Raw genomic sequence first — 12794 nt, forward strand, 5'->3', positions numbered from 1 at the left:
GATTCGAACGCGGGACCAACGGATTAAAAGTCCGCTGCTCTACCAGCTGAGCTAACGACCCATATCATTTGATGGAGCGTATTGTAGCAAGATATGCATCGAGCGCAAGTAAAAAATCGCAAACTTGTTGATGTTTGATTATAAATACAACAAATTTGCGATTAGGTAGCTAAAAAACAAGCAATTCGAGTTTAGAAGCGATATTGATAGGCTTGAATGTTATCAAAGACTTGTTGCGTTAAATCTGCATAGGCACTGCTGTTGGGTAACAGGACCAGCAAGCGTTCATCCGTTTTTTTCGGGTCAAAGGCTTGTTCTTTGAGCTTGTTCTTTTGGTATTTAAACGTTCCTGTAGTTTCAACTTGCTTTTGTACGCGTAAGAAAACGGGTACAGCATAGGCAGGCAGACATTTTTTAAAGCTCACGAGCATTTGAGCTAAATCCTGCTCATTCAGTTCAGCGCCGTCTGCCAGTGTAATCGCAGCCATTCCCGCACGACCATTGGTGTTTGGAATTTCAACACCATACACTACAGCTTCGGTGATTTTGTCATATTCACTGACCATATTTTCAACTTCAGTCGTGGACACATTTTCGCCTTTCCAGCGGAAGGTATCGCCTAAGCGGTCGACAAATTGGGCATGACGAAAGCCAATGTCGCGGACTAGGTCCCCTGTGTTGAAATAAGCATCGCCAGACTTGAAGACATCTTTAAGAATCACCGATTTATTTTTTTCAGGATCGGTATAGCCATCAAAAGGGGAGCGGCGAGTAATTTTACCAATCAATAAACCAACTTCGCCTTTTTTGACCTTGATACAGCCACCCTTGGCATCATAAACAGGCGCATTTTTTTCTTTATCAAACTGGATAATGGCATAAGGCGTAGGTGAAAAGCCGACAGTGTTGTCAAAGTTGAATACATTGCTAAAGCCGACATTGCCTTCACTCGATGCATAAAGCTCTAAAATTTCTTCAATACCAAAACGCTGTTTGAATTTGTCCCAAATATTCGGACGCATGCCATTGCCAATCATTTTGGTGACACGGTGGCCTTTTTCTAATTCTGAAGGTGATGCATCCATGAGGTAGCGACATAACTCACCGACATAGCCAATGGCTGAGGCATCGAACTTTTGCACATCTTTCCAAAAAGCAGAGGTGGAGTATTTACGGCGCAAAGCCAAGGTGCCCGCACCCGCAATCACGCCACACCAACACACCACAATGCCTGTTGCATGGTACAGCGGCAGGGTGACATACATCACATCGTCTTTGCCGAGGTTGAGTACGTGCCCGTAGGTTCCATAAGCTAATGTCCAGCGGCTATGCGTGAAAATAACGGCTTTAGGTAGACCGGTTGTACCTGAGGTATAAATATAAAATAAGCCATCTTTACCCAGCACACTGTGTGTGGTAGGGGTATTGAATTTGGCAAAGACATCAATTTTTTCAGCAAGATTACTAAAACCTTGCGGTGCAAGGCCTGCATCTTTTTGGGTTTCTTGGTCAGCAAACCAATAGAAACGATCCGCAGTGAGATTTAGATCATGGCGGATTTCATCAACTGCGGCACGACATTCTTCACCCACGATTACTGCGATAGGTTTGACCAGATTAATACTATGCGCCAGCACTTTACCGACTTGCGAGGTATTGACTAAAGCCGCAGTAACGCCAATTTTGGCAAGTGCAATCACGGTTGCAACCAATTCAGGACGGTTTTCAATCATCACTGTGATGACATCACCCTTTTTTGCCCCGATGGATAAAAAATAATGCCCGATTTGGTTTGCCCATTCGTTGAGGGCTTGATAGCTAAATTTTTGATCTTCAAAAAGCAAGGCCATACCGTGAGGGTTGCGCTTCACTGCTTTTTCAAAAGCAATCCCGAGGCCTGCTGGGGTGTTTGGGGTACGTAAATATGCTTGCTTTAATCCACTGAGTAAGTTGGGAACTTTACTGATGAATTGAGGAAGTTTTGCTGCAACGTCAGTAATACCAATGAGGTCATGTGATGGGTGTTGGCTCATATGAATCCTAATTATTTTATGCAATCCAATGCGTTTGAATAGTGCTCAGTTTCTACACTTGTTCTTTTAATCGTTTCGGTCTAGTGCAATCAACCTAATCTGACGAAAATAACAAAAAAACCTAGCCACTGACATGACTAGGTTTTTTAAATTTACAACTCTAGGGCGAATTACGACTCGGTCGGGCTCACTTTTTTCGGTGGACGACCACGTGGACGACGTGGGCGAACTGGCTTGTCCGAGTCTGATTTATCCGACTCGTCCGCAGCCGTTTCCGATACAGTTTCAGTCGCTTCTACTTTTTCAGCTTGCTTTGACGCTCTAGGCGCTTTGGCTTGAACTGGAGCAACAACAACTTCCACTTCTTCAACCGCAGCTACATCAGCCATGCTTTTCACTTCACTGCTTTCAACGGCAATAGGCGCTTCGCTTTCTGTTACAAGAGCAGGCTCGTTTTCCTCTGGAGTTACAGCAGGCGCAGCTTCAGCAGCAGGCGTTTCTGTAACAATCGCTGTTTCAGGCGCTGACGATTCAGCAACAGGTGCTGTTTCACGTGCTTGTTTAGCTTGTTCAGCAGCAAGTTTAGCTAGACGACGACGCTCACGCGGGTCATTTGCAACACGTTGTTCAGACACAGGTGCAGGCGGTGTCAGGTCCAATACTGGAACTGGCTCTGCTTCAGGCTGCGTTTTTGTGATTTCAACATCACGGGTGACCGGTTTTTTCTCTGCTTCAACAGCAGGCGTTGTCACAGTTTTGCTTAACGTTGCTGCATACTCTTCAGTAAATTTCTGAAGGGCACGGTTGAAGGTTGGAATTAAACCAAACTGCTCAATCAGCACTGAACAGTCTTCACCATAGACATGGCGAATCAAGCTGCTGATGGTGTACTGACCTAAAGTTGGCACCTGTGAAGGTGTGAGTTTAGGTATTTCAGTTTGCTGTGTATGTGCAGCGCGTTGTTGGCGACGGCGTTGGCGTGGGTCATTGCTGGCACGTTTTACGCTTTCACGTGGTTTTTGCTCTGCTTGTTGTTCAGCAGGTGCTGCTACAACTTCAGTTGCTTTCTCCTGTACCACTTTCTCAGCTTTTACTTCAACTTCTGCTTTCGCAACAGCCGCTTGCTGAGGCTTGGTTTCGGTTGCAGTGTGTGCAGGCGGAGTTAATGCCACGATTTCACTTTGCGCTTGATCGACATTGACCACATGGGCTGTTGTGATCATTTCTTGACGCGGTGCTTCAATCAACTCAACTTTAACTTGAGGTTCTTGAACCACAGCTGGCGCTGCTTCAGTCGCTTGCTCATTCAGTACACTTGGGTCGCGGTGGCGATTTGGGCGTTCTGGACGAGGTTGGTTACGGCGGTCACGACGTGGCATTGCATTTTGCTGTTCGTTTTGAACATCAGTGTTTTGCTGTTGCTCACCGTGTTGGCGACGTGATGAACGCTTGTTTTCACGCGGTTCTTGACGTTGCTGTTCACTGCGCTCAGAACGTTGTTCATGACGGTCTTGGCGTTGTGGTTCATTGCGTTCAGGACGTTGTTCATAACGATCTTGGCGCTGTTGATCTTGACGAGAGACCTGCACAATTTCTTCATGAACTTGGTTGTCATGTTGCGCATTTTGCTCACGTGACTCTTTGTGCTTATTAGGGCGCTTTTTGTTGTGGCGTGTGCCGCGTTCTTCTTTCTCTACATGCTTATCTTCACGGTGTTCAGATTTTGCATGAACAGGTGCAGAGCTCATGTAGACATTGTTGCTTGGTGCAACTGGTGCCGCAGCAGGCGTGCCAACTTGACCAAACTGACCACGGCTTACTGCACCACCATTCACCATTTGCTCAATGGCAGCAGCAGCATTGTTTGCAGAACGTGATTGATCGACAGTCGCAGCTTGTTTTTGTACAAACAAGTTTTCTAACCATGCACATGGGCTGCTTGAAGGTGCAGTCTGAGCAGGGGCTTGTTGCGCAACTTGTTGTTGTGGCGCGTTGTTACGAGGTTTTTTGTTGCCTTTTTCTTGTTGTACAGGCGCAGGAGCGGCATGTTGATGCACATGATCTGCGCCATCTAAATGCCATTCTGATGACTCGTAACCCAACTCTTTTTCGCTTGAACGTGTTGCTTCTGTACGTTCATAGCTGGTTGGTGCAAAGCCTTCAGGGTTATACGAAATTTCGTAATGTGGGGTTTCTAAGTGCGGGTGCGGAAGCACAGTTACACGAACACCTGAGGTTTGTTCAAGGTAAACCAACGTGTGACGCTTTTCATTCAATAAGAATGCTGCAATTTCAACTGGAACTTGTACTTGAACTTCACCATGACGTTCACGCAGCGCAATTTCTTCTACTTTACGCATGATTGAAAGCGATAATGAACGCAAGTCACGCACCATACCTGTACCATGACAGCGCGGGCAGACATAACCTGTTGCTTCTTCAAGCGAAGGGCGTAGACGTTGACGGCTCATTTCCATCAAGCCAAAACGAGACAATTGACCGAATTGGATACGGGCACGGTCACTTTGTGTTGCTTCGCGAAGTTTCGCTTCAACCATACGTTGGTTGCGGTCTTTGGTCATGTCGATAAAGTCGATCACGACCAAACCACCAATGTCACGTAAACGTAATTGACGTGCAATTTCTTCTGCTGCTTCAAGGTTGGTATTGAGCGCTGTATCTTCAACGTCACTACCACGGGTTGATTTTGCAGAGTTAATGTCGATTGACACTAATGCTTCGGTTTGGTCAATAACGATTGAACCGCCTGAAGGAAGTTTAACTTCACGTTCATAAGCTGTTTGAATCTGGCTTTCGATACCAAAATGAGCAAATAACGGTTCATTTAGCGTATAAGTTTTTAGCTTGTCGATTTGACGAGGCATGACTGCTTTTACGAAGTTATAGGCTTCGTTATAGGCTTGCTCTGAATCAATTAAGATTTCAGCAACATCATCACGTAAATAATCACGAATTGCACGCGTCACCACACCCGCTTCTTGGTGAACCAACATTGGTGATGGACCAGAACTTGCTGTATTTTGGATTTGCGCCCAAAGATCAAGTAAGTGCTGTAGGTCGAGTTGTAATTCTTCTTGAGAGCGGCCGATACCCGCAGTACGTACAATCACGCTCATGCCACGAGGTACATTTAACGACGCCAACATTTCTTTCAATTCTTCACGTACTGAACCTGAAATTTGACGGCTAATACCACCACCTTTCGGGTTATTTGGCATGAGTACCAAATAGCGACCAGCTAAAGAAATGAAGGTAGAAAGGGCAGCGCCTTTGTTACCACGTTCTTCTTTTTCAACTTGAACTAAAAGCTCTGTGCCTTCAGTGATCAATTCGCGAATGTTTGAAGTTTGGCGTGGGTCTGCTTGGTAATATGAATTTGCAATTTCACGCATAGACAAGAAGCCTTGACGTCCCGCACCATATTCAACAAAGACGGCTTCCAAAGAAGGCTCAACGCGAGTCACGTGACCTTTATAGATATTGGATTTTTTTTGTTCACGGGTACGATTCTCTAAGTCAAAATCGTAAAGACGCTGCCCAGTGACAAGTGCAACGCGAATCTCTTCTGCATGTGTTGCATTAATCAACATACGTTTCATGGGTGTAACACCTAATAGTGATACACAGCAAACTATCGCTAAACACGTAGCGAACATCAAACATCACGGACCAATTTTGCTCAGATCTCAAATAAACCGATTGTGGTCTGAGTTTTATTACCTGCCTTTTTGATCGGCTTCGGTTTTGATTCACATATTGATGATGGCAATACGGCTTCAATCTTTAAACGATTAAAGTCTCCTGCGCGTTTCACTGGCGGACAAGCGGTGCATTGGATGTAAGTAACTTTCACTGTCACATTTGCTCGAAGAGCAACCCTTCTTTTTGGATAGGGTGTCTTGATACGGAATTATCATCGTACCTTTACAACTGAACAGATCCATATGCATCAACGCTGTGGCCTGAATACGACATCAGGGAGCGACTAATCTGATGTATATCAGTTTACGTTTAAAAACCAACCTTCGTTGGTCACATATTTTTTTGGGGCAAACTGATTTATGTGCAGATGCACAATTAAACCTAACAGTTTGCTGTTTTGCCGATATAATAAGCCTTCGGCGTCGGCATAATTCTTTTGGGACCGTTCCAAGCTGAGTTGAGTTATTTTCTTAACTATTCAATTTAAAATTGAAATGATTAAGCTTTTGACTCACTTATGGTGGTATCCGTGCGCTGACTATATCAAACCTTGTACCATCTGCCTATGGGCTAAGCTAGTCTTTCTTGTGTAAAGCATAGCCTAAATGGTCATTTTTTATTCAAATTCCGTATTTTTTAGGTCGCAGTAACTGTATGAATTCTACCCAACAATGGCAAAACGTGACGTGGTTTGAAGTGGACGAGCATCAAGCAGGGCAACGGATTGATAACTTTTTATTTAGCCGTTTAAAAGGTGTGCCTAAAAGTCGTATTTATCGCCTGATTCGTGAAGGTCAGGTTCGCGTGAATAAAAAGCGTATAAAAGCAGAAACTAAGCTGTCTATTGGTGACCAGATTCGTGTGGCGCCGATTCGCTATGAACAAAAAGATGAAAATGCGGCGCCTGTTTCTGACAAAGTAGCACAGAGTTTACTCAGCCGTGTGGTGTATGAAGATGAGGGCTTGATGGTCGTCAATAAGCCATCAGGCATTGCTGTACATGGCGGCAGTGGCGTGGCTTATGGTCTGATTGAAGGCTTACGTGCCGCGACAGGTAAAAAATACTTAGAACTGATTCATCGTATTGACCGTGATACCTCAGGTTTGGTGATGATTTCTAAAAAGCGTAGTGTGTTAAAAAGTTTGCAAGACATGTTGCGTGAACACAAAATTAAGAAAACTTACGCTGCTGTAGTCAAAGGTGTGGTGAGTTTAGACAAGCAGTTAATTGATGCGCCTTTGCACCGTTATGAACTGGCCAATGGTGAACGTCGTGTGCGTGTGTCAAGTGAAGGTAAAGAGTCTAAAACGCAGTGGAATGTGGCTGAACGTTTTATGCATGCAACCTTAGTTTATGCATCGCCACTTTCAGGTCGTACCCATCAAATTCGTGTGCATGGTTTAAGCATTGGTCATCCATTGGTCGGTGACGATAAGTATGGTCATGAAACAGAATATAAAGGACCGAAACCGCGTCGTTTATGTCTGCATGCAATGCGTTTAGACATTCCTGGTTATGCACCGATTGAAGCGCCGTTACCTGAAGATATGCAGAGTATTGTGGCGCAGTTAAGAGCGCAGAAGAAGGATTAATTCTTTTCCCTTTCATTTTAAGACATGGCTTTTGTTGAGCTGACGGAATGTCTTGTACGCGCTTTAAGCACTGCTTTAAAGCGAAGTGCAAATCAGCTCAACGGTGACATCCTTGCGGCCATCGTGTAGCAAAAGCATCGTGTAAATTGACTTTATAAAAGTAAATATTGGAACCCCAGCATGAACAAACCTGTAGAACTGATAATCTTTGATTGGGATGGGACATTATTTGATTCAGTGGGGCAGATTGTGGCGAGTTTATTGTTTGCCGCGCAGCAATTTGCACAACCCTTATCTGCTGATGCAGCAAAAAGTATTATTGGTTTAGGTTTGCCAGAGGTCGCGCAGCGATTATTTCCTCAAGTACCTGAGTTACATACTGAGATTTTGCAATGTTATGCCGAGCATTATGTGGCGAACTCGAAAGGCGATGTCTGGTTCGACGGCGTGGCCGATATGTTGAATGGCTTACGTGAAGCGGGTTTACAGTTGGCGGTGGCGACAGGTAAAAGTCGTAAAGGCTTAGATCGAGTATTAGCGCAAACACAGAGCCAAGCACTATTTGTGACAACACGTGCAGCCAGTGAGACCAAATCTAAACCGCATCCTTTGATGTTGGAAGAAATTTTAGCTGAAACGGGTGTATCTGCTGAACGCGCGATTATGGTCGGTGATACCAGTTATGACCTAGAAATGGCACGTACTATTGCCATGCCGAGAATCGGGGTGAGTTATGGGGTGCATACACCTGAAACGCTCAGACAATATCAACCTTTGGCCATCGCGGATGATGTGCCGAGCTTGCAGCAGTATTTATTGCAATATGTTGACCTTAAACAAGTGATTTAACTTGAGTCGTCTAAATATATAGCCTGTGGAAGATGGTCAGAGTGAGTCTGCCTGTTTTGGGCGATCATCTTCAAAGCTTTTGTCTTCAGTATGCTTTAAGGCTGATGAACGGTTGATTGAATTGTTGGGTTTGTGATTTGAAAAAGCTCTTTCATTGGGAGCTTTTTTTGTGAGGTTTCGTCGAAAGGACTTCAATCATCGTCTTTATATTGGATGGTTGTCATTTGAGAGGATGACCAAGAAATGAAAAACAGGGTACTTATAGCGTGATAAAACCCGCCGCGACATTGATGCTAATGGCGAGAATAGAGGTATTAAAACCATAAGCTAAAATAATGTGCAGAATATTGAGAATACGCATCGAACGTGAGGTAATGGAAACATCCGCGGTTTGCGCAGAAGTGCCAATCACATAACTAAAATATAAAAAGTCGGGATAGGTCGGTTGAGCCGTTTTGGGAAAGTCTAAGCCTGCATCTTGTTGGTCTGCGAGAGCCAGATAATAGTCATGTGCATAATGAATGGCAAACACGGTATGCATAAAGAACCATGCGCTAATAATGGTGAGTAAGGACAGCGCCAAGTGCCCGTATTTGATGGTTGGGTCATTCGGAAGATGAGTCAATTCTAATACAATCGCAATTAAGCACATGAGCAAAGTCAGGATGACCAACAGTAGAATGATCCATTTACTGGCATCTTGCTGCTGTGCATGTTGCAGAATGTGCCGATGGTCAACAGACCACAGGGTGGTCATGGTTTTGACTAAATAACTTGAGACGGCAATATTCCAACTGATCAATAAATTGGTCGACCAAGACCAGTCGGTAAATGTATTCAGCAGCGTATAAAAAACAGCAGTCAGCAAAAAACTAATGAAAAAGAAGGGGCGAAATTTCATTGCTGTTTTTAAACGCTGCAAAGTGGGCACTGGCATAATTTTCTCCTTCTTCGTTTTATTTTTTTCGTGCAGCTAAAGTCACAAGATCTACTTCAGTACCAGTCTGTGTTCGGACTTCAGCTGTAGGGAACTTGACAAAAGCCTGTTTTTCTTAGCCTATCCTAGCTTAAAAAGAATGCAAAATGAAAAAGCGAGATGTCATCGACATCGCTTAAAAACATAAGGGTGCAAATATGCTTGTCTTACAGCGTATAGTTCTATGAGAAAGGCGCGTAACTATTTATTCAGAAAATAGTGGCGCGCCGAATGAGATGAATAATCAGGACTCACTGCGGAGTTATTCGCGGTTAATATCCAAATAAAATACCCGAGTCAGTAATTCTATAAATTTAGTCACTGCCAGTGAGCTGTTATTTTTACGATAGTTCACATACAGATCCAAATACGGCAGCTCAACCTCAAGTGGACGAATTACCGTGTTGTTCATGCTAAGTGGCGCAACATAACCAGGTAAAATTGTACAGCCGAGCCCCAAGCCAATCGCATTGATATTGAATAGGATGTTGTCAGCTTTTTGCACAATGTTAAATTCAATATTGTGGGCTTTGGCAAATTCCAAAATGGTCTGGTGCAAAGTCTGTGACTGCTCGGCTGCGGGAATAATAAAATCAATGCCATTTAACGCTTCAACAGGAATTCGCTCGTATTGGGCCAAAGGATGATCTTTCGGCAACAGGAAAATGAGTGGTTCACGCAGTACAAACTGGCTTTCAATTTCATCACTATGGACATTATTTCGTGTAAAGCTAATGTCCAATTCACCTTTTTTCAGCAAACGTAGTTGCTCAGTATTGTTCATACTGAACAACTCAATTTTTAACTCTGGATTTTGTACTCGTAAATTGGGCAGTACATAAGGAAAGATTTTCATTTCCGCCACAGGGACAAAACCAATGCGGAGCATCTGCTGTTTGGCTTGTGACACTTGGCGTGCCATAGCGACCGCTTTGTCTGCCTGAGCTAGGGTGAGACGCGCTTGTTCAAGGAAAACAGCGCCTTCTTCTGTGAGTTCAACTTTTCGCTTGGTTCGATACAGTAACTGCACACCGACATCTTCTTCAAGGTCTTTGATTTGCTGACTTAAAGAGGGTTGGGCGGTATAAAGTTTCAGTGCTGCTTTACTAAAGTTCAGTTCTTCAGCAACAGTAATGAAATAGCGAAGGTGTCTAAGTTCCATATAAATAACCCACTGACTAATCCAAAAAATGTCTTACCATGACTGCGGTAAAGTATAATCGATAAATAATGATGCCGTGAAGACGATTCAATTATTGAGAAAATAAATGATCTTGGGTTGATTTTTGAGATTTTCGTATATGAATTAACAAGTTTAATAATTGCTAAAAGGTATTAATTAAATATTGAAAATAGTTCATTCCAATCCCCCTGAAAATCAGGTGAAGTGAACTACATAAAAATACAATTGCGTTTTGCTGAAATTGGATATGATAAAAACATAAATATAATTTAATTGAACATATGGGCTAAAAATCGATATGGCAGATTCAAATAAACTGGTGGTCTATGCCGCGCTGTTCGGGAATTTAGCCATTGCGCTGGTAAAATTTATTGCGGCTTATTTGACCAACAGCTCTGCCATGTTGAGTGAAGCCATTCACTCTGTTGTGGATACCTTAAACGAAATTTTACTGTTATATGGATTGAAGAAGTCAAATAAACCTGCCAATTTTAATCATCCTTTTGGCTATGGGCGAGAGCTGTATTTTTGGGCCTTCATTGTATCTCTCATGGTTTTTGCCTTAGGGGCATTGGTGTCTATGTACAATGGGATCATGCACATTTTGCATCCTGAACCCATTCTAAACCCGACCATCAATTATGTTGTACTTGGCTTTGCATTTGTAAGTGAAGGTATTTCATGGTGTGTTGCTCTGAAAGTGTTTCGTAAGGCAAAAGGTCAGCAAGGTTATTTCGAAGCTTTTCGACGCAGTAAAGACCCCACCACGTTTACCGTTTTGTTTGAAGACTCTGCTGCATTAATTGGGCTGTTGATTGCCTTTCTCGGTATTTATTTGGCACATCGTTTAAATATGCCTGCACTGGATGGAGTGGCGTCCATTCTGATTGGGCTGGTTTTGGCGGTGTCCGCTTTTCTTTTGGCACGAGAAACCAAAGGTTTGCTGCTCGGTGAGACCGCAGACCTGCATGTACGTCAAAATATCTTAAAAATTGCCCAAGACGATGAAGGCGTACTGTCGGCCAACGGCTTACTGACCGAGCAAATGGGTGCCAAGCAGGTTTTGGCCTCGTTGAGTGTAGAATTTGAAGATCACCTCACTACCGATGAGATAGAAGCGTGTGTTAATCGCATTGAAGTAAAAATTAAACAAAAACATCCTGAAATTGTGGCACTCTTTGTGAAGCCACAATCAAAAAAAGTGTGGTTAGAGCGAATGCAAGGACGCTTGGAATAGGTTAAGGTAGAGGTCAGTTTTCAAAACTGGTCCTGTTACTGGTGTATTGCAATAAAGATAACGACGTTAAATGAAGCCAAAATCAACTGAACTCCATTATCAAATTCCGACTGAAAATACCATGTCCCATACATGGCGACAGCCCGAATTTCAGTTTCTACATTCCGACCATTATAACGGGACTCGCTTTGTCAATTCGGTTCGTCGACCTGAGGGCCGTAGCCGAGGCGACTTGCTGAAATGGTTGATTAAGCGTAAATCTTCGACATGGAATGTGGATTTGGCGCAAGAGTATGCACACTTTCATGCCGATAAAAAAAGCTTGCCGCAAGATCGGCCCCATGCCGATTTAAAGGATTGGCAGGTGTGGTTTGTGGGTCATGCCACGGTATTACTTCAAATTGGGCCCTATAATTTATTGACCGATCCTGTGTGGGCGGAACATGTCAGTCCGAAGCAAGGGCGGGGACCTCGCCGTGTTATGCCTGCTGGCATTGCCTTGGAAGATTTACCGACCATCCATGCAGTGCTTTTGAGCCACAACCACTATGACCATATGGATATTGCCAGTCTGAACTGGTTGTATGAGCGTTTCGCCATGCCCATTTATACAGGTTTGGGCAATGGATGGTATTTACCCAAGCACTTACAAGTGCTGGAAATGGATTGGTGGCAGTCGGCGCGTCTGCATGATTTAAAACTGGTCTATACCCCAGCACAGCATGGTTCTGGCCGTGGGCTGCGTGATCAAAACCGTGCGTTATGGGGCGGGTTTAGTATTCACTGTGGCGCTGACTATGCTTATTTTGCGGGGGATACGGGTTATTCACCGCACTTTAAAGAGCTGCATCAGCGTTTTGGCGCACCGCGAATTGCGTTACTGCCTATCGGGGCGTATGAACCGCGTGAGCTGATGCGCTATATGCATATGAATCCGCAAGATGCTTTTCAAGCGCATAAAGACCTGCATGCCAAATGTTCGATGGCCATTCACTATCGTACCTTTCAGTTAACCGATGAAAGTCGTGAACAACCTGAGATTGACTTGAAAGTGGCGATGAAAAATAGCTCGAAGCTGATGAATCCGTTTGTCTGTTTAAGAGAAGGTCGACGTTTAAGCGTGTAATGGGCGCTTTATATGTAAAGATCAGGTGATGGCTGGCAAAACAGTCATCACCGAGACCATAACAACATCATCAG

Annotated in this window: 8 protein-coding genes; 4 read left to right on the forward strand and 4 right to left on the reverse strand. The window is 43.9% G+C overall.

The window, feature by feature from the left end; genetic code table 11:
* Positions 1-191: 191 nt before the first annotated feature.
* Both PTT44_RS03015 and PTT44_RS03020 read right to left on the reverse strand, forming a co-directional pair.
* On the reverse strand, positions 192-2033 hold the full coding sequence (locus PTT44_RS03015; protein ID WP_168158026.1) for a long-chain-acyl-CoA synthetase: 1842 nt from the start codon (positions 2031-2033) through the stop codon (positions 192-194).
* 170 nt (positions 2034-2203) lie between these two features.
* On the reverse strand, positions 2204-5653 hold the full coding sequence (locus PTT44_RS03020; RefSeq protein WP_168158025.1) for an Rne/Rng family ribonuclease: 3450 nt from the start codon (positions 5651-5653) through the stop codon (positions 2204-2206).
* A 757-nt stretch (positions 5654-6410) separates the two neighbouring features.
* On the opposite strand from PTT44_RS03020, the gene PTT44_RS03025 reads away from it, so the two are divergent.
* Together PTT44_RS03025 and PTT44_RS03030 are read left to right on the forward strand one after the other, a co-directional pair.
* Entirely contained in the window at positions 6411-7349 is a 939-nt protein-coding gene (locus PTT44_RS03025) for an RluA family pseudouridine synthase (protein WP_004692575.1), read from the forward strand.
* A gap of 180 nt (positions 7350-7529) precedes the next feature.
* Entirely contained in the window at positions 7530-8198 is a 669-nt protein-coding gene (locus PTT44_RS03030) for an HAD-IA family hydrolase (RefSeq protein WP_168158024.1), read from the forward strand.
* A gap of 259 nt (positions 8199-8457) precedes the next feature.
* Here the strand turns inward: PTT44_RS03030 and PTT44_RS03035 are convergent, their stop codons facing one another.
* Positions 8458-9135, reverse strand: a complete 678-nt coding sequence (locus tag PTT44_RS03035; protein ID WP_058868856.1) for a DUF1345 domain-containing protein — start codon at positions 9133-9135, stop codon at positions 8458-8460.
* 301 nt (positions 9136-9436) lie between these two features.
* Positions 9437-10336, reverse strand: a complete 900-nt coding sequence (gene hcaR / locus PTT44_RS03040; RefSeq protein ID WP_168158023.1) for a DNA-binding transcriptional regulator HcaR — start codon at positions 10334-10336, stop codon at positions 9437-9439.
* Between the two features lie 319 nt (positions 10337-10655).
* Between hcaR and PTT44_RS03045 the strand changes: the two genes are divergently transcribed.
* Entirely contained in the window at positions 10656-11594 is a 939-nt protein-coding gene (locus PTT44_RS03045) for a cation diffusion facilitator family transporter (protein WP_168158022.1), read from the forward strand.
* 70 nt (positions 11595-11664) lie between these two features.
* Positions 11665-12720 (forward strand): MBL fold metallo-hydrolase, encoded by a 1056-nt coding sequence (locus tag PTT44_RS03050; protein ID WP_125274605.1) that lies wholly within the window; start codon positions 11665-11667, stop codon positions 12718-12720.
* Positions 12721-12794: the final 74 nt, after the last annotated feature.

The sequence above is a fragment of the Acinetobacter sp. Gutcm_16 genome (genome assembly GCF_028649355.1).
In the GTDB taxonomy this organism is placed as follows: Bacteria; Pseudomonadota; Gammaproteobacteria; order Pseudomonadales; family Moraxellaceae; genus Acinetobacter; species Acinetobacter johnsonii.

Excerpts from the sequence above, each read along its gene's own strand:
- PTT44_RS03015 (WP_168158026.1), bottom strand. The coding sequence starts at position 2,033 with ATGAGCCAACACCCATCACATGACCTCATTGGTATTACTGACGTTGCA.
- PTT44_RS03020 (WP_168158025.1), bottom strand. The coding sequence starts at position 5,653 with ATGAAACGTATGTTGATTAATGCAACACATGCAGAAGAGATTCGCGTT.
- PTT44_RS03025 (WP_004692575.1), top strand. The coding sequence starts at position 6,411 with ATGAATTCTACCCAACAATGGCAAAACGTGACGTGGTTTGAAGTGGAC.
- PTT44_RS03030 (WP_168158024.1), top strand. The coding sequence starts at position 7,530 with ATGAACAAACCTGTAGAACTGATAATCTTTGATTGGGATGGGACATTA.
- PTT44_RS03035 (WP_058868856.1), bottom strand. The coding sequence starts at position 9,135 with ATGCCAGTGCCCACTTTGCAGCGTTTAAAAACAGCAATGAAATTTCGC.
- hcaR (WP_168158023.1), bottom strand. The coding sequence starts at position 10,336 with ATGGAACTTAGACACCTTCGCTATTTCATTACTGTTGCTGAAGAACTG.
- PTT44_RS03045 (WP_168158022.1), top strand. The coding sequence starts at position 10,656 with ATGGCAGATTCAAATAAACTGGTGGTCTATGCCGCGCTGTTCGGGAAT.
- PTT44_RS03050 (WP_125274605.1), top strand. The coding sequence starts at position 11,665 with ATGAAGCCAAAATCAACTGAACTCCATTATCAAATTCCGACTGAAAAT.